The following is a 23,669-nucleotide window of genomic DNA, read 5'->3' on the forward strand; positions in this document are numbered from 1 at the left end:
CCCCGATCCGGGTTCCCGCGGCGCCGGCGCTCAGGTGTGGCCGCGGTCGGCTCCGCTGTCCCACCAGGTGCGCAGGTCGGCCAGGGCCGACTCGCCGCCGCCGCGGACCTCGGCCTCCGCGTACGTGCCCAGGTCGTTCCAGGCCCAGGCGAGCACCGCGTCACCGTCGCCGTCGACCCAGCAGGCCACGCGGCCGACCTCGGACCCGCCGTCGTCGAGGTCCCCGTCGACGACGGCGAACCACCCGGCGGGGCCGCTGCTGCTCGACCCGCAGTCGTAGCGGTCCTCGAGCTCGGCGAGCTGCTGGCCCTCGACGACGGCGGCCAGTGACCGCGCCGCGCCGTCGCCCTCGTGGGCGGTGAAGGTGCTGCTGGTGGGCACACCCTCGGGGTCGGCCGGGCAGCTGAGCTCCCGCAGCACGCCGTCGGCGGGCTCCTCGACGGAGCAGTCGGCGGGGTCCAGACCGGCCGGCAGGGTGGCCGCCAGGAGCCGCTGCCCGGCTCCGGCAGCGGCGTCGCCGGCGTCGTCGGACCGGACGGCGACCACCACGAGGGCGACGGCGAGGGCCAGGGACAGGACCGCGCCGAGCGCGGCGAGCACCCACGGCAGGCGGGCGGGGCGCGGCTCGGCGGGCACCGCCGGCGGTCGCGGTCCGACGGTCGTGGGCGGCGCGAACGGGCGGGGCGCGGCCTGCTGCCGGCGCGTGGCCGCCCGGCCGTTCCCGGCCCCCGGGCCCACTGCCGTCCCCGCGTCGGGGCTGGGCACCGGGACGCCGCTGTCGGCCAGCGCGGCGCGCGCGGCCGCGGCCATGGCGCCGGCGGTCGGCCAGCGCTCCTCGCGGTCCTTGGCCAGCCCGCGCAGCACCACGGCGTCCAGCGCCGGCGGGATGCCGGGCGCCAGCGCCGACGGCGGGGACGGCGGGGAGTGCATGTGCGCGGCCATCAGGGCGACCGGCTCGTTGGCGGGGAACACCCGCCGGCCGGTGAGCGCCTCGAAGAGCACGCAGGCGAGGGAGTAGACGTCGACGCGGGCGTCGAGCGGCGTCGAGCCGAACCGCTCGGGCGCCATGTACTCGGTGCTGCCCACGGCCATCCCGGTGCCGGTGAGGGCCGGGCCGGCGTCCTCGGAGGTGCGCGCGATGCCGAAGTCGGCGAGGTAGCAGAAGTCCTCGCCGGGCGTGGAGCCGGCGAGGTCGCCGCCGTCGCTCCGGGCGACCAGCAGCACGTTGGAGGGCTTGACGTCGCGGTGCACCAGGCCGCCGGCGTGCGCCGCGTCGAGCGCGCGGGCCACCTGGCCGACGACGTCGACGGCGCGCGCCGGGGCCAGCCGACCCGAGCGGCGCAGCAGCGAGGCGAGGTCCTCCCCCTCGACCAGCCGCATGTCGAGGAACAGCTGCCCGTCGATCTCGCCGAAGCGGTGGATCGGGACGACGTGCGGCTCGTTGAGGCGGGCGGCGATGCGGGCCTCACGGCGGAACCGCTCGCGGTAGCCCTCGTCGGTGGCCCACTGCTGGTGCAGGACCTTCAGCGCGACGTCGCGCTCGTGCTCGTCGTCGTGCGCCCGCAGCACCGACCCCATGCCGCCGGTGCCGAGCACGCCGAGGACGCGGTAGGGACCGAAGCGCCCGCCGGGCTCCGGGGCGGTCACCGGGCCGCCAGCTCCCGCCACAGGTGGGCCGCCGCCTCGGCGCCGCGGTACAGCATCGGCAGCAGCACGCGCTCGTTCGGCGAGTGGATGCGGTCGGTGGGCAGCCCCGCGCCGAGGAACACCAGCGGGGCGCCGAGCACCTCGACCAGGTCGGCCTCGGGGCCGCTGCCGCCCTCGCGGGTGAACAGGACGTCGTCCGGTGCGGTGTCGAAGGCCTGCCCGATGGCCCGCAGCAGCGCGCCCATGTGCGGGGAGTCGAGGTCGCTGGCGCACGGGGAGACGCCGCCGGGCGGGGTGTGCACCTCGGCCACGATGCCCTCGGGCACGCGCTCGTCGACCCACTGCCGCAGCAGCGGGCCGACGTCCTCCGGGCGCTGGTCGGCCACCAGCCGGAAGGTGAGCTTGGCGTGCGCCTCGGCCGGGACGATCGTCTTGTGGCCGGGGCCGGTGTAGCCGCCCCACATGCCGTTGACCTCGGCGGTCGGCCGGGCACCGATCCGCTCCAGCGTGCTGAAGCCCGCCTCCCCCGCGGTGGCGCGCGAGGCGGCCGGGCCGGCCAGCCAGGCGGCCTCGTCGAAGGGCACCCGGGCCATGAGCTCGCGCTCGCGGTCGGTGAGCGGCCGCACCTTCTCGTAGAAGCCGGGGAGCGTGACCCGGCCCTGGTCGTCGTGCAGGGCGGCGAGCAGCTCGGCCATCGCGTGCAGCGGGTTGGGCACGCCGCCGCCGAAGGAGCCCGAGTGCAGGTCGACGGCGGGGCCGCGCAGCGCGATCTCGGCGTCGGCCAGGCCGCGCATGGCGACGACGGCGCTGGGCACGTCGGGGGCGGCCATGCCGGTGTCGCTGACGACGACGACGTCGCAGGCGAGCCGGTCGGCGCGCTCGCGCAGCAGGTCGGCGAAGTGCGGCGAGCCGGACTCCTCCTCGCCCTCGACGAGCAGCTTCACCGTGACGGCGGGGGTGTCGCGGCCGGTGGCGGCCAGGTGCGCGCGGATGCCGAGCAGGTGGAAGGCGACGTTGCCCTTGTCGTCGATGGCGCCGCGGGCGTGCAGCTCCGGGCCGTCCGGGGTCTCGACGCGGGTCGGCTCGAACGGCGGGTACTCCCACAGCTCCAGCGGGTCGACCGGCTGCACGTCGTGGTGGCCGTAGACCAGCGCGACCGGCGCGCCGTCGTCGGCGCTGGGCCACTCGGCGTAGACGGCCGGCGCGCCCGGGGTCGGCCAGATCTCGACGACGGGGAAGCCGGTGCGCCGCAGCGCCCCGGCCAGCCACTCGGCGCTCGCGGCGACGTCGCCGGCGTGCGCGGGGTCGGCCGAGATCGACGGGATGCGCAGCCAGGCGTCGAGGTCGGCGTGGAGGTCGTCGAGATGGGCCTGCACGAAGGCGCGTTCCGGGCTGGTCACGAGCGCCGACGGTAGTGGCGCGCAGGTGCCGGGTCCGCCCCGGCCACTAGGTTCGGTGACATGGCCGGAGAACTGCTGCGGGTCGACGTCGGTGACCTGACCTTCGACGTGCGGGCCGACGGCCCCGAGGACGGGCGGCCGGTGGTGCTGCTGCACGGCTTCCCGGAGACGTCGGCGTCGTGGGCGGCGGTCACGCCGCGGCTCGCCGAAGCGGGGCTGCGCACGTACGCCGTCGACCAGCTCGGCTACTCCCCCGGCGCCCGGCCGCAGGAGGTGGAGGCCTACGCGCTGACCAACCTCGCGCAGGTCACCGCCGACCTGATGACGGCGATGGAGGTGCCGGTCGCCGACGTCGTCGGGCACGACTGGGGCGCCAACGTCGCCTGGGCGCTGGCCGCCTGGCACCCCGACCGGGTGCGCTCGCTGACCGCCGTCTCGGTGCCGCACCCGACGGCGTTCACCGCCGCCTACCGCAGCGACCCCGAGCAGAAGGAGCGCTCGGCCTACATCCGGCTGTTCTGGCAGGCGGGCAAGGCCGAGGAGGTGCTGCTCGCCGACGACGCCCGGCGGCTGCGCCGCATGTACGGCGACGCCGTCGACCCCGAGGCGATCGACGAGTACGTGGCGGTGCTGTCGTCGCCGGGGGCGCTGACCGCCGCGCTGAACTGGTACCGGGCGATGAGCTCGGCGACGCCGGTGGAGGACGTGACGGTGCCGACCACCTACGTGTGGAGCGACGCCGACATGGCGATCGGCCGGATCGCCGCCGAGGGGTGCGCGGCGTACGTGACCGGCGACTACCGCTTCGTGGAGCTGGCCGGCATCAGCCACTGGGTGCCCGAGCAGGCGCCCGACCGGCTCGCCACCGCGATCCTGGACCGCGTCGCCTCGACCTGACCGCCGCGGGAGGCCGCCGGGCAGCGCGGGCTCACAGAGGTCCGGAGTCGTCCTCCGGCGGCGGGGGCAGCTCGTCGTCCGGCTCGGGCGGGAGCGGCAGCTCGTCGTAGGCGGCGGTCTCGTCGTGCGTGGTCTGGCCGGTGACCAGGGCGAGCAGGCCGGCCTCGTCGAGCAGGTCGACGGGGCGCACGGTGACGCCGGCGGACACGTGGTGGAAGCCCGCGCTGACCCGCTCGACCGGCACCCCGGCCAGCCGCGACCAGCCGAGCCGGTAGGCGGCCAGCTGCACGGCGGCCGCGGCCAGCTCCCGGCCCGAGGGCGGCGGGCCGGTCTTCCAGTCGACCACCTCGAAGCCGCCGGCGTCGTCGCCGAAGACGGCGTCGATCCGGCCGCGCAGGGTGAGCGGGCCCAACGGCGTCTCGAACGGCACCTCGACCTCGACCGGCTGCCGGTCGGCCCACGGGCTGGCGAGGAACGCCGCCTGCAGGGCCGACAGCGCGCTGTCGGGAGGTGCGGACTCGTCGCCGGAGCCGGGCAGCTCGTCGAGGTCCAGCAGCCGGGAGGCGCCGAAGCGCTCCTCCAGCCAGGCGTGGAACGCGGTGCCGCGGCGGGCCAGCGGCGCGGGCGCGGCCGGCATCGGCCGGCGCAGCCGGCGGGCCAGCTCGGCCGGGTCGCGGCGCAGGGCCACCAGCTCCGACACCGACAGGTGGCTGGGCAGCGGCACCTCCACGCTCGGCCGGGCGGTGCGCCGGCGCTCGCGCAGCAGCAGGTCGGCGTCGCGGACCCAGTCCTCGACCACCGGGTCGCCGGCGCCGAGCGCGGTGGCGGCGTCGAGGGGGTGCGGCGCGGAGTTGGCGACCAGCTCGGCGGCGGCGGTGAGCGCGCGGCGGCGCGGCGCGGACAGCGGGTCGGCCGGCCACACACCGACCGGCCAGTCCTCCAGCGCGGGGTTGGTGGCGCCCTCCTCGGGCCGCTCGGCCCACGCCACGACGACGCCGGCCCCGGCGGTGCACGCCCGGCGGACGGTGTCGAGCAGCACCGAGGGGCCGTTGGGCTTCACGCCCTCCCGCCACCAACTGCCCGAGCACAGCAGCAGGGACTTGGCGCGGGTGACCGCGACGTAGCCCAGGCGGATCTCCTCGGCCTCGCCGAAGTCCTTCCACTCCTGCACGTAGTCCTCGAGCGCGGCGCGCACCACGGCCTGGTCCCCCGAACCGGGCACCGGCAGCCGCAGCCGCGGGAGCTCCTCGCGGTCGGTGAGCCGCAGGTCGACCGGGACGGCGCCGGGGTCCTTGACCCAGGAGTCGCTGGTGTCGGTGCGCGAGGGGAACTGGTCGGCGGTCATGCCGGGGACGGCGACGACGTCCCACTCCAGGCCCTTGGCCGAGTGCACGGTGAGCAGCTGGACCGACTCGGGGTCGACCGCGACCTCGCCGGGCTCCAGCCCGCGCTCGCGCTCCTCGGCGTCGCGCAGGTAGCCGAGGAAGGCCGGCAGCGAGGGCAGCTCGGCCAGCTCGGTGAACTCGGCCGCGACCGAATACAGCGCGTCGAGGTGCGCCCGGGCCGCGCCGGGGCTGACGCCGGGCGCGCTGGCCAGCTCGGTCTCCAGGCCCAGGGTGCGGGCGACCTCGTCGACCAGGTCGGGCAGGGACTCCCCCAGCCGCGCGCGCAGGTGCGCCAGCTCGCCGGCCAGGCGCCGCAGCCGGCGGGAGGCCACCGCCGAGTAGGCACCGGGGTCACCGAGGTCGTCGAGCGCCTCCACGATGCTGCCGCGCTCGGAGGGACGGGTCGCCTCGTCGCCGTCCTCGCGCGCGGGCTTCCGCGAGTGGACGAGCGCACGGGCGCGGGCCTCCAGCGCGGCGAGGTCGCGGGGGCCGATCCGCCAGCGGGCACCGGTGAGCAGCCGGCCGAGCGCGTCGCCGGCGGAGGGGTCGACGAGCACGGTGAGCGTGGCGACGACGTCGGACACCTCGGGCACCTCGAGCAGCCCGCCGAGGCCGACGACGGTGACCGGCAGCCCGCGGGCACGCAGCGCGGCCGCGATGCCGGGCAGCTGCTTGCGCGTGCGCACGAGCACCGCCGTCGTCGGGGGACGGCCGTCGGGCCGGGGCGGCAGCAGCGGCTCCTCGCCGCGCCAGCACGCGGCCAGCCGGTCGGCGAGCACCTCGGTCTCCTCGGCGACCGTCGGGTAGAGCCCTGCGAGGACGGTCCCCCGGCCGGCGCCCGGGCGGGGGGTGAGGTCGGGCAGCCGGACGACCGGCGCGGGCAGCAGGCCGGCGACGGCGTTGGCGACGTCGAGCACCGCGGCGTCGTTGCGCCAGCTGGTGGCCAGCGTCAGCCGCTGGGCCTCCTTGGCGCGGGCGCCGGGGAAGGTGCGGTCGAAGCGCTCGATCGTGCCGGAGGAGGCGCCGCGCCAGCCGTAGATCGACTGGCGCGGGTCGCCGACGGCGAGCACCGGGTGGCTGCCGGACCGGCCGAACAGCGCCTCGAGCATCCGCAGCTGGCCGACGCTGGTGTCCTGGTACTCGTCGAGCAGCACGATCCGCCAGCGCGCCCGCTCCCGGCGGCCCACCTCGGGCGCCGAGACGGCGATCCGGGCGGCGTGCGCGACCTGGTCGGAGTAGTCGATCGCCCCGGCGGCCCGCTTGCGCGCCTCGAAGGCCTCGACCAGCGGCAGCAGCGCCACCCGTGCCCGCTGCCGGGCGAGCATGTCGAGTACCGGCTTGTAGGGGCCGCGCTTGCCCTTCGCGTCGGGGTAGCCGGCGACCTGCGCCTCCAGCCGCGCGGTCCAGGACCGCAGCGCCGCCGGGCTGACGTCGTGCTCGCCGAGCTCGGCGGCCAGCGCCAGCACGTCCTCGGTGGTGGTCAGCGGCGTCAGCGGGACGTCGTCCATGTCGCCGGTCCAGCCGGTGACGACGGCGGCCGCCTGCCCCCAGCACATGGCCGGGCCGAGCACCCCGGCGCCGGGCTCGACGCCGATCCGCAGCCCGTGCTCGGCCACCAGCGACGCGGCGTAGCCGTGGTAGGTCGACACGGTGGGCATCGCGACGGCCAGGCGCTCGCGCAGCCGCTCGTCGGTCTCGGGGTGGCGGGCCAGCGCGCCCAGCCGCAGCCGGATCCGCTCGTTGAGCTCGCTGGCGGCCTTGCGGGTGAAGGTCAGGCCGAGGATCTCGTCGGGGGCGACCAGCTCGTTGGCCACCAGCCAGCAGACGCGGGCGGCCATGGTCTCGGTCTTGCCCGACCCGGCCCCGGCGACGACGACCAGCGGCCGGTCGGCCGGCGCGGACACCACACCGGCCTGCTCGGGCGAGGGCGCGTAGGACAGCCCGCAGCGCGCGGCGACCTCGGCGGGGTCGAGCAGCCGGCGCTCGCGCACCGGCTCGGGCGTGCCGCCGAACAGGTCGTCGTCGAAGGAGAGCTGGTCCTCCGCCGGCGTGGGCGTCCGACGACTCACGCGGTGACCTGCCGGCCGCGCTCGTGCAGCGGGCAGCTGCGCCGCGCCGGGCAGCGCGCGCAGTGGCTGCCGGTGCGCACCTCGAAGGTGGCCGCGCCCATGCCCTCGCCCACCTCGGCGACCAGCTGGCCGGCCCACGTCTCGCCGACCGGCACCTCCGGCGGCAGCGCGTCCTGCGCCTGCTCCTTGGCCCTGGTCCCGGTGCCGACCTGCAGGAGCGCGGCGCCGCCGGGCGCACTGCCGTGGTCGCCGAACGCGCCGGCGGCGACGGCCACCTGGTAGGCGGCGAGCTGCCCGTGGGTGTCGACGTCCTTGGCGTGCGTGCGGCCGGTCTTGAGGTCGACGACGACCAGCCGCCCGGCGCCGTCGCGCTCGAGCCGGTCGACCTGGCCGCGGATGCGCGCCCGGCCCACCGTGACGTCGAAGTCGGCCTCGGCGGCGAGCAGCTCGCGGCCGTTGGCGGTGTGCCAGCGCAGGAACCGGTCGAGCATGTCCCGCGCGGCGATCCGCTGCCGCTGGTCGGCCCAGCCGGGACCGAGGTCGAGGGCGTCGAGCTCCTCGGCCAGCGCGGCCGGCGCCTCCGCCGGCGCCAGCCCCTCGGCCACCCGCTGGGCGACCGCGTGCACCGCCGAGCCGACCGTGCGGGTGGTGTCCGGCGAGGCCTCGGCGCCCACCGCGCCGAGCACCCACTTCAGCGGGCAGCGCTGGAAGGTCTCGATCGCCGAGGGGCGCACCCGCACCGCCTCGTCGCCGGGCACCAGCGGGGCGTCGTCGGACAGCGGCGCCAGCCCCCACCAGTCGTCGGGCGAGGCGCCGGGGACGCCCTCGGCGGCCAGCCGGTGCAGCACCGCGGCGGCCGCGGAGCGCCGGGCGGGGTCGGTCTGCGGGTCGCTGACCGCGCGGCGCAGGTCGGCCACCAGCGCCGGGAGCCGCAGGGAGCGCGGCAGCGGCGTCAGCGGGCGGCCCTCGTCCGGCGGCGGGACGACGAGGTCGAGGAAGCGCGAGGCGGTGGCCCCGGCGTCGGGACCGTCCAGCGCCCCCTCGACGGCGGTGACCACGAGCCGGCGCCGGGCGCGGGTGCAGGCGACGTAGAACAGCCGCCGCTCCTCGGCCAGCATCTGGGTGCGCCGGTCGACCGAGGTGCCGTCGATGCCGGCGACCCGCTCCACCAGCAGCTCGGTGCCCAGCAGCGTGCCGCGGTCGCGCAGGTCGGGCCAGATGCCGTCCTGCACGCCGGCCACGCAGACGACGTCCCACTCCAGGCCCTTGGACGCGTGCGCGGTGAGCAGCCGGACGGCGTCGGTGGCGCCGTCGCGCTCCATGCCGGTGAGGCCGGGCAGCTCCTGCGCCGACAGGTGCTCGACGAACGCGGCCACGGTGGCCGAGGGCAGCCGGTCGACGAACCCGGCGGCGGCGTCGAACAGCGCGACGACGGCGTCGAGGTCACGGTCGGCAGCGGCGCCGGCGGCTCCCCCGGCGGCGCTGGCGCGGGCCCACTTCCCGGCCAGCCCGCTGCGCTGCCACATCGCCCACAGCACGTCCTCGGCCGAGCCGTCGCGGGCCAGCGCGACCCGGCCGGCGGCCAGCACCCCGGCGACCCGGTGGGCCGGCCCGGCCACCGCGGGCGGGAGTTCCTCGAGCAGCGCCTCGTCGGCCAGCGCGGTGGCCAGCGGCGCGCCCCGCTCGTCGGCGTCGACGCCGCGCTGGGCCTGGGCGATGCGCACCGCCCGACGCAGCCGGCGCAGGTCGAGCACCGTGGCGCCGCCGAGCGGGGAGGCCAGCAGCGCCTCCGCGCCGGCCTCGTCGAGTGCGAGGGTGCCCGGCTCGGCGCCCGGCTGCGGCAGCAGCGCGCTCAGCGAGGCGAGCAGCGGCGCGACGGCCGGCTGCGCGGCGAGCGGGAGGTCGTCGGCGGAGACCTCGACCGGCACGCCCGCCGAGGTCAGCGCGCGGCGCAGCGGGCCGATGGCCAGCACGGTGCGGACGACGACGGCCATCTGCGACCACGGGACGCCGTCGACCAGGTGCGCCCGGCGCAGCGTGTCGGCGACGTAGGCGGCCTCGACGGCGGCCGAGCCGAACACGTGCACCTCGGCGCGGCCCTCGTCGATCCCCTCGGCCGGCTGCAGCCGGCGGTGCTCCCACGGCCCGGGCAGCGCCTCGGCCACCCGGCGGCTCACCTCGAGCAGCGCCGGGCCCGAGCGGCGGCAGACCCCGAGCGACAGGCGCTGGGCGGGCCGGCCGTCGACGGTGCGGAAGCGGTCGGGGAACTCGACGATCCCGCGCGGCTCGGCGCCGCGGAAGGCGTAGATGGCCTGGTCGGGGTCGCCCACGACGACCAGGTCGCCACCGCCGCCGGCGAGCAGCTCCAGCAGCTCGACCTGCGCGGGGTCGGTGTCCTGGTACTCGTCGACGAACAGCCAGCGGGCCCGCGCGCGCTCCTGGCGCAGCAGCTCGGGGTCGTCCTCGAGCTCGGCCATCGCCGCCCGGACCAGCTCGGCGGGGTCGTAGCCGGAGGCGTCGCCGCCGCCGGCGGTGGAGAACGCGGTCACCGCCTCGTACTGCTCCTGGAAGGCCGCGGCGTGCAGCCACGCCTCGTTGCCGGTCTCCCGGGCCCACGCGGCGAGCAGGTCGGGGTCGACGCCGCGCTCGGTGGCCCGCAGCAGCAGCTCGCGCAGCTCGCCGCGGAACCCGGCGGTGGACAGCGCCGGCAGCAGCGACGCCGGCCACCGCACGCCGCTCTCCCCGGCCAGGTCACCGCGCAGCAGCTCGGCGACGACGGCGTCCTGCTCGGCGGCGGTGAGCAGCCGGGGCGGTGCCTCCCCGCGCAGCAGCGCCGCCCGCCGGAGCACGCCGTAGGCGTAGGAGTGGAAGGTGCGGGCCAGCGGTTCGCGGATGGTGCGGGCCACCCGGGCGGTGATGCGGGTGCGCAGCTCGGCGGCGGCCTTGCGGCTGAAGGTCAGGACCAGGATCTGCTCCGGGTCGACGCCGCGGTCGATGCGGGCGGCGACGGCCTCGACGATCGTCGTCGTCTTGCCGGTGCCGGGCCCGGCGAGGACGAGCAGCGGGCCGCCCGCGTGGTCGACGACGGCCTGCTGGGTGGGGTCCAGCAGCGGCGGCCGGACAGGCTCGGCGTGCGGCTGCACCAGCCGGTAGACCGGCCCCGACTCGTCCCCCCGAACTGCCACCCTCCGATGACACCACGATCCACCGACAGCGGCGGGACCCTCAGAGGAGCGGCGCGAGCCCCAGCGCGGCGGCCGCCCCGGTGCACGCGAGCGCGCGCACCGTGTTCCACCGGGTCCAGACGCGCAGGTAGCGGGCCCAGACCGCGTCGCCGTCCGGCGTGCCCGGTACCGACCGCCGCAGCTCCTCGTTGAGCGGCACGTTGGCGGCCGCGGTGACCAGGACCGCACCCGCGAGGTAGGCCACGGCCCCGGCGAGGACCGGGAGCACCGGCCCCTCGCCGGCCAGGACCGCCACGACCGCCGCCACGCACAGCGCGGCGGTGCCGAACAGGGCGGTCATCAGCGGCGGGCGCAACGCCGTGACGTTGACCGCCCGCATCGCCGCGGCGCCCGTCGCCGGGGGCAGCGCCGCCAGCCCGCGGACGACGAAGCCGGAGAACGCCGCGAACACGCCGGCCACGACCGCGCTGCCGAGGGCGGCGGCCAGCACGAGCGCCGTCGTCACCCGACCGGCTCCCGGTCCAGGGCGCCGGAGAGCGCGACGGCCCGCAGGTGCCCGGCCACGTCGGCCGGCGGGCGGCCCAGCGCGCGGGCCACGCCGTCGCCGACCGCGCTGTTGCGGCCGTCGAGCACGGTGGTGAAGAGGTACGTCATCAGCGCGACCTCGTCGTCCGGGACACCGAGCTCGCGCAGCTCCGCGGCCCAGGCGTCCGCGGGCACCCGCTCGTAGCGCACCGGCGGCCCGCCGGCCCGCGCGACCTCCGCCGCCAGTTCGGCGAAGGTCAGCGCCCGCGGCCCGGTGACCTCGTACACCCGCCCGGCGTGGCCGTCGTCCGCCAGCGCCGCCGCGGCGACGTCGGCCACGTCACCGGCGTCGACGAAGGGTTCCGCCACGTCGCCCGCGGGCAGGGCCAGCAGGCCGTCGGCGACGGCGTCGCGGAAGGCGCCCTCGGTGAGGTTCTGCACGAACCACGACGCCCGGACGACGGTCCACGCCGCCCCGCCGGACTCCGCGGCGGCGCGCACCCGCGCCTCGGTGTCCTCGGCCTCGGGCTCGCCGCGCCCGGACAGCAGCACGAGCCGCTCGGCGCCCGCGGCCACGGCGGCCGCCGCGAGGTCGGCCACGGTGGCCGGCGCTCCCGGGACGGCCAGGTCGGGCGCGAAGCACAGGTACACGGCGCGGACGCCGTCGACGGCGGCCGGCCAGGTGGACCGGTCGGCCCAGTCGAAGGGCGGGGAGCCGGCGCGGGACGCGATGCGGACGGCGGTGCCGCGGGCGCGCAGCCGGGCGGCGACGCGGCGGCCGGTCCGGCCGGTGCCGCCGAGGACGAGGACGGGACGCTCGGGATCTGTCATGCCCCGAGCCAACCGCCGGCCGGCGAGACGCGGAATGGCCGAGACGCTCGCGTACATGCGTGAGCGTCTACGCTCCGCGGTCGTGGACGCCGTCGCCGCACTCCTCGACGGCCCACGGGCGCGCGGGGCGTTCGTGCTGCGCTCGCTGCTCGCGCCGCCGTGGTCGCTGCGGATCGAGGACCGGGCGCCGCTCACCCTCGTCACCGTCGTCCGGGGGCGGGCGCACCTGCGCTGCGACGACGGCGGGGAGGCGACGCTGACCGCCGGCGACGTCGCGGTGCTGCGCGGGCCGGACGGCTACACCGTCGCCGACGCCCCCGGGACCCGGCCGCAGGTGGTGATCGGGCCGGGGCAGGTGTGCACGCCCGTCCCCGGCTCCGGCGCACCGCCGATGACCGACCTCGGCGTGCGGACCTGGGGCAACCACGCCGAGGGCGGCGACGTCCTGGTCACCGGGACCTACCAGGCGCACGGCGAGGTCAGCCGGCCGCTGCTGGCCGCCCTGCCGCCGCTGCTCGTGCAGCGCGCCGGCACCGTCGAGGGGCCGGCCGGGGCCTGGCTGGCGCAGGAGGCCGGCCGCGACGGGCCCGGGCAGGCCGCGGTGCTCGACCGGCTGCTCGACCTGCTGCTGGTCGCCACGCTCCGGGCCTGGTTCGACCGGCCGGACGGTGAGCCGCCGGGCTGGTACCGGGCGGCCGCCGACCCCGTCGTCGGCCCGGCGCTGCGGGCGCTGCAGTCCTCCCCGGCCCGGCCGTGGACGGTGGCCGCCCTCGCCGCCGAGGCCGGGGTCTCGCGGGCGGCGCTGGCCCGGCGGTTCACCGACCTGGTCGGCGAGCCGCCCATGGCGCACCTGACGTCGTGGCGGCTGGCGCTGGCCGCCGACCTGCTGCTCGACCCGGCGACCACGGTGGCCGCGGTGGCGCGGGAGGTGGGCTACGGCAGCCCCTACGCGCTGTCGGCGGCCTTCACCCGCGAGCACGGGGTCAGCCCGCGCGAGCACCGGCTCCGCGCGCGGGTCAGTACCTGACGCGGTACCAGTGCTCCGTCTCGCCGGGGACGCGGTCGAGCAGCACCTGCATCCCGCCGGGGACGTCGAGGACCCGCACGCCGTCGCCGAGCAGGACCGGCGCGAAGAACAGCAGCACCTCGTCCAGCAGCCGCGCCTGCAGGCACTGCCGGGCGACGTCGGCCCCCAGCACGTTCACCACGCCGTCCCCGGCGGCCTCCGAGGCCAGGGCGACGGCCTGGTGCAGGTCGCCGGTGAAGGTGACGTCTGCCGGTGCCGTGTCCGCAGGGCGGTGGGTCAGCACCACCACGGGGCCGTGGTACTGACCGCCGAAGGCGCCCTCCTGCTCGGTGCCCCGGTTCGGGTCGTCGCCGCCGAAGGTGGTGGCGCCGGCGAGGAGCGCGCCCACCCGGGACAGCAGCCGCTCGGCGGTCGGGTTCGGGCCGGCCAGGTGCGGGGTCAGCCACGACATGTCGCCACCGGGACCGGCGATGAAGCCGTCCAGCGACGCGGTGGCGGAGTACAGCAGCGTGGCCACGGGAGCTCTCCTCGGCAGGCAGCGGCAGCGCTGCGCGGCGGTCCCTGCGAGTCTGGCCGGGACGCACGGGCGAGGGGAGGACGACGTGGCTCCTGCCGCGCCGCGGCTCGTCGTCTGCGCGGGCGACAGCATCACCCGCGGGCAGTCCAGCGGGGACTACGTGGCCGAGCTGGAGCGCCGCTTCGGCCCGGGCGGGACCCGCTTCGTCAACGCCGGGGTCGACGGGGACCTCGCCTGGAACGTGCTGCAGCGGCTGGACGGGATCGTCGCCCGCCGGCCGGACGTCGTCACGCTGCAGGTCGGCACCAACGACGTCCTCGCCGCCCTCGACCCGCGGCACGCGGCCCTCGCCCGCCGTCGCAAGCGCGTCCCGCGGACGCCGACCCTCGACTGGTACCGCGAGTGCCTCGACGCCGTGCTCGGGCGGCTGCGGGCCGGGACCCCGGCCCGGCTCGCGGTGCTCGACCTCCCGCCGCTGGGCGAGGACCTCGCCAGCGAGGCGAACCGGCGCGTCGATGCCCACGCCGCGGTGCTGCGGGAGGTGGCCGCCGCGCACGCGGTGCCCGTCCTGCCGCTGCACGAGCGGCTCGTGGCGATGCTGCCGCCCGGCCACCGGCCGCCGCCCTGGACCGGTGGCGTCGCCGTGCTGCTGCGGGCCACGGTCACCCACCTGCTGCTGCGACGGTCCCTCGACGAGATCGGCCGGCGCAACGGCCTGGCCGTGCTCAGCGACCACGTCCACCTGACCGAGCGCAGCGCGGCGGTGGTCGCCGACCTCGTCGGCGAGTTCCTGCTGGAGACCTGAGGGCTCAGGGCCAGGCGACGGCGGCCAGGTCCACCCGGCCGTCGCGCACGGGCACGCCCTCGCCGGCCAACAGCTCCAGCTGCCGCACCCGCACCGGCTCGGCACAGGTCCCGTCGGCGCGGACCACCCGGAACCAGGGCACCGCTCCCCCGCCGCCGGACAGCGCCCGGGCGACCCGTCGCGGACCCACCCCGACCAGCCGGCCGATCGCCCCGTAGGTGCTCACCCGGCCCGGCGGGATGGACTCGACGACGTCGTAGACCGCCTCGTCGACGTCGGCGGGGTCGGTCGCGGGCGGGCGGGCGCCCGGGGGCCGCGGCTCCCCGGGCGCCCGCGCGCTCACAGCCGGTAGTCGCTGTTCGCCGTCCACCAGGCGTACAGGCCGGCGAGGTCGGCCTGCGTGGTCCCGGGGGCGGCCACGATGCCCTCGACGAGCGCCGCGTCGTCGGTCCAGGTGATGACCACCGCGCCGTTCTCGGTGTCGATGGCGCACGCCACCAGGCCGGAACTGGTCCCACCGCTCCACGAGCCGATGCCGGTCGTGGTGGTGCAGTCCTGGCCCTCGGGCACCTCCGACAGGCCCTGCGCCGAGGCGTCGTTGGTGAACACCGCGTCCATCGTCGCCTGGTCGGGGTACTGGAAGAACTCGCTCTGCTGCGGGCCCGGCTGCGTGGCGCTGGCGCCGCAGGAGGCGTGCGCGACGTCGCCGTCGCCGGCGAGCTCGGCCTCGGTGCAGTCCGGGAAGTCTGCCGGCACGATCGCCAGCAGATCCCCGCCGGATCCCGGAGCGCCCGTGGACGGCGACGCGCTGGTCGACGACGAGGAGCTCGACGACGGGCGGGACGACGAGCTGCTGCTGCTCGAGGAGCTGGACGACGAGCTCGACGACGTGGCCGCCGGCTCGGGGTCGTCGTCGCGCAGGACGAAGAACAGGACGACGGCGGCGGCGACGACCAGCGCGACCAGGCCCGCGATCAGGGCGACGACCGGGCCGCGCTTGCGGGGCGGCTGCTGCCCGGGCCCGCCCGGCTGCCCGAACGGCGGCTGCCCGTACTGACCGGGCTGGCCGTACTGCCCCGGCTGCTGGCCGTACGGACCGGGCTGCTGGCCCGGCTGGCCGTACGGACCCGGCTGGCCGTACTGACCGGGCTGACCCGGCTGGCCGTACTGCCCCGGCTGCTGGCCGTAGGGCGGCTCACCGGGACCGCCGGGGTACTGCCCGGGGGGCGGCTGGCTCATGGAGACCTCCTGCTGACGTGAGGTCGCAGGATACGAACCGGCAGGCCCCCGGCGGGGTCCGCCACGGCGCGGGCACCCCGACCGGGTCAGGCCCGGCGGCCCAGCCTGGCCAGCAGCCGCTGCTGCGGGGAGGCGCCGTCGGGCAGCTCGACCGGCGGCGCGAACAGGCCGGGGACGCCGTCGCCGGGCAGCCGGGCGGCCAGCCCCTCGGCGGCGCGCACCAGGGCCGGGTCCAGCTCCTCGTCCCCGCCGGTCGCGCGGGCGAGGTCCCAGGAGTGCACCGTCAGGTCGGCGGTCAGCTCGTCGACGTACTCCCACGCGGGCGTCGGGCCGCGGGACAGGTGCACCGTGCCCGAGCGCAGGTCAGCGGCGGCGACGGCGGCCAGCGCCTCGTCGGCCACGGTCTCCCACGCGGTGAGCGGGTCCTCGCCGAGCAGGGCGTCGGTGCCGGCCGGGACCCGCGCCGCGACGTCGTCGAGCGGCTCGCCCGCCAGCAGGCCGGGCACCCAGTGCGCCTCGCCGACGAGGTGGGCGACGAGGTCGGCCACCGTCCAGCCGGGCAACGCCTCGAGGTCCCACTGCCCGGGCTCGACGGCGTCGACGCGGTCGGTGAAGGCGGCCTGCGCGCGCTGGAACAGCTCGAGCAGCTCGGTCGGGGACGGCGTCGACTCGGGCACTCGACCAGTCAACACGGACGCCGAGGGCCCGGCACCCGCGACGGGTGCCGGGCCCTCGGTGGGCTCGCTCGGTACGGAGCTCAGGAGGTACTGAGCTCAGTAGGTGGGCAGCGTCTTGTCGATCCGCGTCGCCCACGCCGTCACGCCGCCCTGGACGTGCACGGCGTCCTTGAAGCCGGCGTTCTTGACCGCGGCCAGCGCCTCGGCCGAGCGGACGCCGGTCTTGCAGTGCAGCACGATCGGCCTGTCCTGCGGCAGCTGCGCCAGCGCCCGGCCGGAGAGGATCTCGTCCTTGGGGATGAGCGTCGCGCCCGGGATGGAGACGATCTCGTACTCGTTGGGCTCGCGGACGTCGATGAGCTCGAAGTCCTTGCCCGCGTCCATCATGTCCTTGAGCTCGTCGACGGTGATCGTCGAGCCGGCGGCCGCCTCCTGGGCCTCGACCGAGACGACGCCGCAGAAGGCCTCGTAGTCGATGAGCCCGGTGATCGGCTCGGCCTCGGGGTCCTTGCGCACCTTGATCGTGCGGAAGGTCATCTCCAGGGCGTCGTAGACCATCAGGCGGCCCAGCAGCGTCTCGCCGATGCCGGTGATGAGCTTGACCGCCTCGGTGGCCTGGATGGCGCCGATGGTCGCGCACAGCACGCCCAGCACGCCGCCCTCGGCGCAGGAGGGGACCATCCCGGGCGGCGGGGGCACGGGGTAGAGGTCGCGGTAGTTCGGGCCGTGCTCGGCCCAGAAGACCGACACCTGGCCGTCGAAGCGGTAGATCGAGCCCCAGACGTAGGGCTTGCCGAGCAGCACGCACGCGTCGTTGACCAGGTAGCGCGTGGCGAAGTTGTCGGTGCCATCGACGATGAGGTCGTACTGCTCGAAGATCCCTAACACGTTGTCGCTGTCCAGGCGCGTCTCGTGCAGCCGGACGTCGACGTACGGGTTGATCTCCCTGATCGAGTCCCGGGCGCTCTCGGCCTTCGAGCGGCCGACGTCGGACACCCCGTGGATGATCTGGCGCTGCAGGTTGGACTCGTCGACGGTGTCGAACTCGACGATGCCGATCGTGCCGACGCCGGCGGCGGCCAGGTACATGAGCACCGGCGAGCCGAGGCCACCGGCCCCGACGGCGAGCACCTTGGCGTTCTTGAGCCGCTTCTGCCCGTCCATCCCGACGTCCGGGATGATCAGGTGGCGGCTGTAGCGGCGGACCTCGTCGATCGACAGGTCGGCGGCGGGCTCCACCAGGGGTGGCAGGGACACGCTTGCTCCTCGGGTCTCGACCAGCGGCCCCGACCGGCGGGGCCTGCGTTCGACGGTCGCAACAGGGTGGCACGCGGCTCTGTTCCCGCCCGGGCCCGGGGACACCGGCTCAGGGGTACGGCCAGGCGTTCTTGACGCAGCCGTCCAGGCCCAGGGTCTGCTGCTGCATCACGGGCGCGACCTGGCCGGCGCCCGGGCAGGGCTGGTGGCCGTTGCCCAGCGCGTGCCCGACCTCGTGGTTGACGACGTACTGGCGGTAGGTGGCGATGTCGCCGTCGTAGTGCGGGACGGCGGTCTCCCAGCGGGCCAGGTTGATGACGGCGCGCTCGCCGTAGCGGCAGGAGGTGTAACCGCCGGTGCCCACGCCCGGGCAGTACCGCTCCATGCTCCCGGGGCTGACCAGGCTCACCCGGAACTCGTAGGCGCCCGCGTCGGTGGCGTCGACGCGCTGGAAGGACATCCGGCCGCCGCTGCCCCACGAGCGCGGGTCGCCCAGCGTGGCCTCCACGGCGGCGGCGAAGGCCGCGCCGTCGACGCCGATGCCGTCCTCGACCTCGACGACGAAGCGCTGCAGCGGACCGCTGCCGTACACCGCCGAGACGCCCGGGACGACCGACACGCTGCCGGCACCCTGCTCCACGTAGGTGCCGGTCGCGGGCGCCCCGGGGACCTCGGCCGGGCCGGCGTCGCCCTCGGCCGGAGGGGGCGCCGTCGTCGGGGGTGCCGTGCTCGCCGGAGGGGCGGCCTCGGGAGAGCGGGCGGCCGGCGTCGCGTCGCCCGCCGTCGCGCCGACCCGCGCCGGGGACCCCGCCGCCGGGCCGAGCAGGTCGGCCAGCGCCAGGACGGTCGCCACCGTCAGCAGCGGGATCGCGTAGGCACGCCAGCCCCAGCGGGCCGCGAACCGGCGCAGCCGCCCCCGGGGACGCCGGGTCCGCCGGGGCTCCACCGGGCCGCGCGGGCCGGGCGGCGCGGGGCGGGGGGCGAGCGTGCCGGGGGTACGGGAGCGCGCCGGCGGACGGGCGGGCAGCGGCGGGAGCGGGGGCAGGCCGCGCGCCGGCTCCCGGCCGGACCGGACCTGCGGGGGGCGGCCGGACGGAGGAGCTGCCACGGTGCCGCCTCCTCGCCGCGTCGGGTCCCGCAGCCGTGCGGCCGCCGGTCCTCCTGCCGGTTCCGTCGTCCCTGCGGTCACGCAGTGTCGTGGGCAGCGTCACCGCGCGTCCAGGTCAGGTTCTCACGCGCCCCACCCGACACGCCGGACACACCGTCGGCGCGTCAGCCGGCGCGCGCCTCGTCCCCGTCGAGGTCGGGAGCCGCTACGCCGGCGTCGCCGGCGTCGTCGAGGTCCTCCAGCAGCCCGAGCACCGCACGGGCGGTCTCCTCCGGCGCCTCGAGCATCGCCACGTGCCCGACGGTCTCGAGGACCAGCAGCCGCGCACCCGGCACGACGGCGGCCAGCCGCGGGGCCAACCGGGGGTCGACGAGCCGGTCGCGGTCGCCCCACACCACGAGGGTCGGCACCCGCAGCGACCGGGCCATCCGCCAGGCGTTGGCCCGTCCGACCCGCAGGTAGGAGGTGATCAGGCCGCGCATGCTGCGGGTCAGCGCGCGGTTGGCCCACTCCTGCGCCGCCCGCTCGCGGGTCTCCTCGACGGCGGCCTCGATCCGCTCCGGCGGCACCCGCGCGGGCTCGCCGAAGCACATCTGCAGCATCCCGCGCACCGACTGCTCCGGCGTCACGCCGGCCAGCCGGCGCTCGGCGATCGCGGGGACGCCGGGCAGCAGGAGCAGCAGCAGCGCCCGGCCGAACGCCGGCGGCACCCGGTAGACGGGCATGGCCGGCGAGACCAGCGTCAGCGACGCGACGAGGTCCGGCCGCCGCGCCGCCGCCAGCAGGCTGGCCAGCCCACCGAGGCTGTTGCCCAGCAGGTGCACCGGACGTCCCCGGGCCTCCCCCGGCTGGTCGCGCACGTGCTCGAGGACGTCGACCACCGCCCGCACGTGCCCGCGGATGGACCAGGACCCCCGGGGGAGCGGCTGCGAGCGGCCGAAGCCCGGCAGGTCGACCGCCCAGCCGGCGCAGCGGACGGCGAGCAGCGCGGCCAGGTCGGTCCAGTTGGTGGAGGCGCCACCGAGCCCGTGGACGTAGAGGGCGCGCTCGTGCGGGCCGCCGGGCGTCCCGGCCCAGGGCGTGGTGCGCACATAGACGGAGCCGCCCTCGACGGGCACGTCCTCCCCCGGCCAGGCGTCCGGCGGCGGGTCGGTGCTCGGCAGGGCGGCCGACGACGCCCGGGCGGTGGACGACGGGGCGACCGACGGGGGCTGCGGCAGACGGCGGGTGCGCGCGCGGCGGGCCTCGGGCACCCGGCGACGGTATGCCAGCCCGCCGGGACGCGTGCGGCGGGTGACCCGCCGGTAACATCCCCCGCGCCATGCAGTCCTCGCGCCCGGTCCCCGTCCGCCGCACCTCGCGGCTGCCGCGTGGTGCCCGGCGGCTGCAGCTGCTGCAGGCCGCGCAGGAGGTCTTCGTCGCACACGGCTTCCACGCCGCCGCCATGGACGACATCGCCGACCGCGCCGGCGTCAGCAAGCCCGTGCTCTACCAGCACTTCCCGGGCAAGCGGGAGCTCTACCTGGCACTGCTCGAGCAACAGGTCACCGAGCTGACCGACCGGGTCCGCGAGGCGATGGCCGGCACCGAGGACAACCGGCAGCGGGTCCACGGCGCGGTAGGGGCCTACTTCGAGTTCGTCGACGCCGAGGGCGGGGCCTTCCGCCTGGTCTTCGAGTCCGACCTCCGCAACGACGACGACGTCCGCACGCTGGTCGACCGCGGCAACCGGGCGTGCGTCGAGGCGATCGCCGAGGTGATCGCGGGCGACACCGGCAGCTCCCCGGAGCAGGCGCACCTGCTCGCCTCGGGCCTCACCGGCCTGGCCGAGACCAGCGCCCGGTGGTGGCTGGCGCAGAAGGGCACCGTCTCGCGCGACGAGGCCGTGTCGCTGATGTCGGCGCTGGCCTGGCGGGGCATCTCGCGCTTCCCGCGGGTCGAGGGCGACGCCCCCGCCTGACCCGTCGATCCCGGCGTTCGCTGACGGCGCAGTCCTGCACGGGGGCCCGGTGCCCGGCGCTGGACTAGCGTGGTCGGCAGCCGTGCAACCCGAGGAGGCATCCCGAGTGGAAGTCAAGATCGGTGTCCAGCACTCCCCCCGGGAGCTGGTCGTCGACAGCCCGAACACCCCCGAAGAGATCGCCGCCGCCGTGGCCTCCGCCATGTCCGGTGGCACGAAGGACGGGCTGTTGACCCTGGAGGACGAGCGGGGCCGCCGCGTCCTCGTCCCGGTCGACCGGATCGCCTACGTCGAGATCGCCCAGGCCGACCAGCGCCGGGTGGGCTTCGTCGCGGGCAACTAGCGCCCGGCACGTCCCGAGGGGGCGTCCCCGCATCCGCGGGGGCGCCCCCTCGCCGTCTCTAGGGGTTCAGGCCGAGCGTCTTCATGCGCTCGGTGTGCGCGGCGGTGATGCGGTCCTGGAGGCGGACGACGCCGGTGAGGTCGCCGGTGCCGCCGATGATCAGCCGGGCCAGGCCGTCGCGCTCGGCGATGACCGCCTGCGACTGCGAGATCGCCTCCCCCACCAGCCGGCGGCCCCACAGCGCCAGCCGGCCGGCCAGCGTCCGCTGCGCGGCGATCGCGGCCCGCACCTCGCGGACGGCGAAGTCGGCGTGCCCGGTGTCGGCGAGCGTCTCGAGGATGAGCGAGCGATCGGGCTCGGGGAGGAAGCCGGCGATCTCGCGGTAGAAGTCGGCGGCCAGCCCGTCACCGACGTAGGCCTTGACCAGGCCCTCCAGCCACGTGCGCGGGCGGGTGCCCTCGTGGAAGCCGTCGAGGGCGGCGACGAACGGGCGCATGGCCTCGGTGGGGTCGGCGCCCAGCTCGGTCAGCCGCTGCGCCAGCCGGTCGTGGTGGCCCATCTCGGCCGCGGCCATGCGCGCCAGCGCGGCGCGGCCGGCGAGGGTCGGCGCCATCCGCGCGTCCTCGGCGAGCCGGTCGAACGCCGTCAGCTCCGCGTAGGCCAGCACGCCGAGCAGGTCGACGACGGCTCGGGTGTCGACCGAGGTCACGTGCCACCTCCGGGTGGTAGTCGGGGCGGGGCGGCCCGCGCGGCGACCGAGGCTAACCGCTGTCCGCGCTAGCATGGGAACAGGCGAGCCGCCAGGTTCGCTGGTATCTGTGCGCTGACGAACGTCGGACGACGCCCCGAGGAGCCCCACCGGCACCGGGTGCGTCTCCCGGATCCTCCCGGTCCGCTGGCCGTGTCGGCGCTGGAAACGCATCCCGCGACACCCGACCGCGGAGCGCCCGGGCGACGACGCCGTCGCCCCTGGCCGCTCCCCCAGCCGACCAGAGGCGAGAGCACTGACCTCCACCGAGAACACCCCCACCACCGAGAACGTCCCCACCACCCCCGAGCTGGAGCACGCCGAGACCGGCGCGCCCGCTCCGGAGCAGGTCGAGCAGACCGTCGAGCAGCTCGGCGGCGCGCCGGTCGAGGAGACCGCGCCGCTGTTCAGCGACTTCGACGTCCACCCCGACGTCGTCGCGGCGCTCGCCGAGGCGGGCATCACCCGCACCTTCGCCATCCAGGAGCTCACCCTCCCGCTGGCGCTGGCCGGCCACGACCTCATCGGCCAGGCGCGCACCGGCACCGGCAAGACCCTCGGCTTCGGCGTCCCGATGCTGCAGCGCGTCGTCCCGCCGAGCGAGGGTGGCGACGGCGTCCCGCAGGCGCTGGTCGTCGTCCCCACCCGCGAGCTGTGCGTGCAGGTCGCCCGTGACCTCGGCACCGCCGGCGCCAAGCGCGGCACCCGCGTGCAGGCCATCTACGGCGGCCGCGCGTTCGAGCCGCAGGTCGCCGCGCTGCAGGCCGGCGTCGAGATCGTCGTCGGCACCCCCGGCCGGCTGCTCGACCTCGCCCAGCAGGGCCACCTGATCCTGGGCAAGGTCCGCGTCCTGGTCCTCGACGAGGCCGACGAGATGCTCGACCTGGGCTTCCTGCCCGACATCGAGCGGATCCTCGCGATGGTCCCGACGCAGCGTCAGACGATGCTGTTCTCGGCCACGATGCCGGGCCCGATCGTCACGCTGTCGCGGTCGTTCATGACCCAGCCGACCCACATCCGGGCGCACGGCAACGACGAGGGCTCGACCGTCCCGCAGACCACGCAGTTCGTCTACCGGGCGCACAATCTCGACAAGCCCGAGCTGCTCTCCCGCGTGCTGCAGGCCCGCGGCCGCGGCCTGGCGATGGTCTTCTGCCGCACCAAGCGCACCGCCCAGAAGGTCGCCGACGAGCTGGTCGACCGCGGCTTCGCGGCCGCCGCCGTGCACGGCGACCTCGGCCAGGGCGCCCGCGAGCAGGCGCTGCGCGCCTTCCGCAGCGGCAAGGTCGACGTCCTGGTGGCCACCGACGTCGCCGCGCGCGGCATCGACGTCACCGGCGTCAGCCACGTCGTGAACTACCAGTGCCCCGAGGACGAGAAGACCTACGTGCACCGGATCGGCCGCACCGGCCGCGCCGGCCGCGAGGGTGTCGCCGTCACGCTGGTCGACTGGGACGACATCCCGCGCTGGCAGCTGATCAACAAGGCGCTCGACCTGCCGTTCGCCGACCCGCCGGAGACCTACTCCACCTCGCCGTGGGTCTACAGCGACCTCGACGTGCCCGAGGGCGCCAGGGGCCGGCTGCCGCGCGCCCAGCGCACGCGCGAGGGTCTCGACGCCGAGGTGCTCGAGGACCTCGGCGAGACCGGCAAGCGGACCAAGAGCGCCGGCCGCGGCCCCGCCGCCGAGTCCCGCAGTGGCTCTGCTGCCGAGGCCCGCAACGGCTCCGCTGCCGAAGCCCGCAACGGCTCTGCTGCCGAGGCCCGCAGTGACGCCGAGCGCCCGGCCCGGTCCTCCCGGCCCCGTCGCCGCACCCGCGGCAACGGAGCCGCGGCCGAGGCGGTCGCCGCCCCGCACGCCGAGGGCACCGCGGACACCGCGGAGGCTCCTGCCGGCGACGCCGCCGAGTCCGGTGAGGGCGCGCCCCGCCGGCGCCGCCGTCGTCGGGGCGGCCGGGGTCGCTCCGACGGCTCCGAGTCGGCCGGCTCCGGCCGGGGTGACTCCGACGGTTCGGGCGACGGCGGCTCCGAGTCCGCCGCCTGACCACG

20 protein-coding genes are annotated in these 23,669 nt (G+C 77.0%); 6 read left to right on the forward strand and 14 right to left on the reverse strand.

What is annotated here, in order from left to right; genetic code table 11:
- Positions 1–30: 30 nt before the first annotated feature.
- Complete coding sequence (locus FN207_RS15085; RefSeq protein ID WP_142459284.1) at positions 31–1,647, reverse strand: serine/threonine-protein kinase; 1,617 nt, start codon at positions 1,645–1,647, stop codon at positions 31–33.
- Positions 1,644–3,047: a M20/M25/M40 family metallo-hydrolase gene (locus tag FN207_RS15090; RefSeq protein ID WP_142459285.1), complete on the reverse strand. Its 1,404-nt coding sequence runs from the start codon at positions 3,045–3,047 to the stop codon at positions 1,644–1,646. The genes FN207_RS15085 and FN207_RS15090 overlap by 4 nt, the downstream gene beginning before the upstream one ends.
- Before the next feature lie 60 nt (positions 3,048–3,107).
- Here FN207_RS15090 and FN207_RS15095 point away from each other — a divergent pair, with 60 nt between their 5' ends.
- The gene (locus FN207_RS15095) at positions 3,108–3,944 is read left to right on the forward strand and encodes an alpha/beta fold hydrolase (RefSeq protein WP_142459286.1); all 837 of its coding nucleotides are present in this window, start codon (positions 3,108–3,110) and stop codon (positions 3,942–3,944) included.
- Positions 3,945–3,975: 31 nt separating this feature from the next.
- Here FN207_RS15095 and FN207_RS15100 read toward each other — a convergent pair whose 3' ends face one another.
- Genes FN207_RS15100 through FN207_RS15115 form a run of 4 tightly spaced genes read right to left on the reverse strand, consistent with a single transcriptional unit; the run spans position 3,976 to position 11,939 of the window.
- Positions 3,976–7,398 carry an ATP-dependent helicase gene (locus tag FN207_RS15100; protein ID WP_142459287.1) on the reverse strand — a complete coding sequence of 1,141 codons (3,423 nt, stop codon included), beginning with the start codon at positions 7,396–7,398 and terminating at the stop codon, positions 3,976–3,978.
- The gene (locus tag FN207_RS15105; RefSeq protein ID WP_142459288.1) at positions 7,395–10,583 is read right to left on the reverse strand and encodes an ATP-dependent helicase; all 3,189 of its coding nucleotides are present in this window, start codon (positions 10,581–10,583) and stop codon (positions 7,395–7,397) included. Before FN207_RS15105 ends, FN207_RS15100 begins: the two co-directional genes overlap by 4 nt.
- A 40-nt stretch (positions 10,584–10,623) precedes the next feature.
- Positions 10,624–11,088 (reverse strand): anthrone oxygenase family protein, encoded by a 465-nt coding sequence (locus FN207_RS15110; RefSeq protein ID WP_142459289.1) that lies wholly within the window; start codon positions 11,086–11,088, stop codon positions 10,624–10,626.
- On the reverse strand, positions 11,085–11,939 hold the full coding sequence (locus FN207_RS15115) for an NmrA family NAD(P)-binding protein (protein ID WP_142459290.1): 855 nt from the start codon (positions 11,937–11,939) through the stop codon (positions 11,085–11,087). Before FN207_RS15115 ends, FN207_RS15110 begins: the two co-directional genes overlap by 4 nt.
- 82 nt (positions 11,940–12,021) lie before the next feature.
- Here FN207_RS15115 and FN207_RS15120 point away from each other — a divergent pair, with 82 nt between their 5' ends.
- Positions 12,022–12,966 (forward strand): AraC family transcriptional regulator, encoded by a 945-nt coding sequence (locus FN207_RS15120; protein WP_142459291.1) that lies wholly within the window; start codon positions 12,022–12,024, stop codon positions 12,964–12,966.
- On the opposite strand, the gene FN207_RS15125 is transcribed toward FN207_RS15120, so the two are convergent.
- Entirely contained in the window at positions 12,956–13,483 is a 528-nt protein-coding gene (locus FN207_RS15125; RefSeq protein ID WP_142459292.1) for a dihydrofolate reductase family protein, read from the reverse strand. The genes FN207_RS15120 and FN207_RS15125 overlap by 11 nt on opposite strands.
- 85 nt (positions 13,484–13,568) lie before the next feature.
- Between FN207_RS15125 and FN207_RS15130 the strand changes: the two genes are divergently transcribed.
- Positions 13,569–14,288 carry an SGNH/GDSL hydrolase family protein gene (locus tag FN207_RS15130; protein ID WP_185938351.1) on the forward strand — a complete coding sequence of 240 codons (720 nt, stop codon included), beginning with the start codon at positions 13,569–13,571 and terminating at the stop codon, positions 14,286–14,288.
- 4 nt (positions 14,289–14,292) lie between these two features.
- Here FN207_RS15130 and FN207_RS15135 read toward each other — a convergent pair whose 3' ends face one another.
- From FN207_RS15135 to FN207_RS15160, 6 genes are all read right to left on the reverse strand, one after another.
- Positions 14,293–14,631 carry an MGMT family protein gene (locus FN207_RS15135; RefSeq protein ID WP_142459294.1) on the reverse strand — a complete coding sequence of 113 codons (339 nt, stop codon included), beginning with the start codon at positions 14,629–14,631 and terminating at the stop codon, positions 14,293–14,295.
- Positions 14,628–15,527, reverse strand: a complete 900-nt coding sequence (locus tag FN207_RS26320; RefSeq protein ID WP_185938352.1) for a hypothetical protein — start codon at positions 15,525–15,527, stop codon at positions 14,628–14,630. Before FN207_RS26320 ends, FN207_RS15135 begins: the two co-directional genes overlap by 4 nt.
- Positions 15,528–15,613: 86 nt before the next feature.
- Positions 15,614–16,204 carry a TIGR03086 family metal-binding protein gene (locus FN207_RS15145; protein WP_110905542.1) on the reverse strand — a complete coding sequence of 197 codons (591 nt, stop codon included), beginning with the start codon at positions 16,202–16,204 and terminating at the stop codon, positions 15,614–15,616.
- A gap of 96 nt (positions 16,205–16,300) precedes the next feature.
- On the reverse strand, positions 16,301–17,461 hold the full coding sequence (gene moeZ, locus FN207_RS15150) for an adenylyltransferase/sulfurtransferase MoeZ (protein WP_142459295.1): 1,161 nt from the start codon (positions 17,459–17,461) through the stop codon (positions 16,301–16,303).
- A gap of 109 nt (positions 17,462–17,570) precedes the next feature.
- A complete protein-coding gene (locus FN207_RS15155) occupies positions 17,571–18,569 on the reverse strand; it encodes a DUF3152 domain-containing protein (RefSeq protein WP_142459296.1) in 999 nt (332 codons plus the stop codon).
- A gap of 164 nt (positions 18,570–18,733) precedes the next feature.
- On the reverse strand, positions 18,734–19,822 hold the full coding sequence (locus tag FN207_RS15160; protein WP_246066076.1) for an alpha/beta fold hydrolase: 1,089 nt from the start codon (positions 19,820–19,822) through the stop codon (positions 18,734–18,736).
- Positions 19,823–19,890: 68 nt separating this feature from the next.
- Here FN207_RS15160 and FN207_RS15165 point away from each other — a divergent pair, with 68 nt between their 5' ends.
- Both FN207_RS15165 and FN207_RS15170 read left to right on the forward strand, forming a co-directional pair.
- Positions 19,891–20,529 carry a TetR/AcrR family transcriptional regulator gene (locus tag FN207_RS15165; protein ID WP_110905544.1) on the forward strand — a complete coding sequence of 213 codons (639 nt, stop codon included), beginning with the start codon at positions 19,891–19,893 and terminating at the stop codon, positions 20,527–20,529.
- A 106-nt stretch (positions 20,530–20,635) separates the two neighbouring features.
- A complete protein-coding gene (locus FN207_RS15170; protein WP_110905545.1) occupies positions 20,636–20,872 on the forward strand; it encodes a DUF3107 domain-containing protein in 237 nt (78 codons plus the stop codon).
- A 58-nt stretch (positions 20,873–20,930) separates the two neighbouring features.
- On the opposite strand, the gene FN207_RS15175 is transcribed toward FN207_RS15170, so the two are convergent.
- Positions 20,931–21,581, reverse strand: a complete 651-nt coding sequence (locus FN207_RS15175; protein ID WP_246066077.1) for a ferritin-like fold-containing protein — start codon at positions 21,579–21,581, stop codon at positions 20,931–20,933.
- A gap of 442 nt (positions 21,582–22,023) precedes the next feature.
- Here FN207_RS15175 and FN207_RS15180 point away from each other — a divergent pair, with 442 nt between their 5' ends.
- Positions 22,024–23,664, forward strand: a complete 1,641-nt coding sequence (locus tag FN207_RS15180) for a DEAD/DEAH box helicase (RefSeq protein ID WP_246066088.1) — start codon at positions 22,024–22,026, stop codon at positions 23,662–23,664.
- The last annotated feature ends 5 nt before the right edge of the window (positions 23,665–23,669 follow it).

The sequence above is a fragment of the Geodermatophilus aquaeductus genome, from assembly GCF_900182545.1.
Taxonomy (GTDB): Bacteria; Actinomycetota; Actinomycetes; order Mycobacteriales; family Geodermatophilaceae; genus Geodermatophilus; species Geodermatophilus aquaeductus.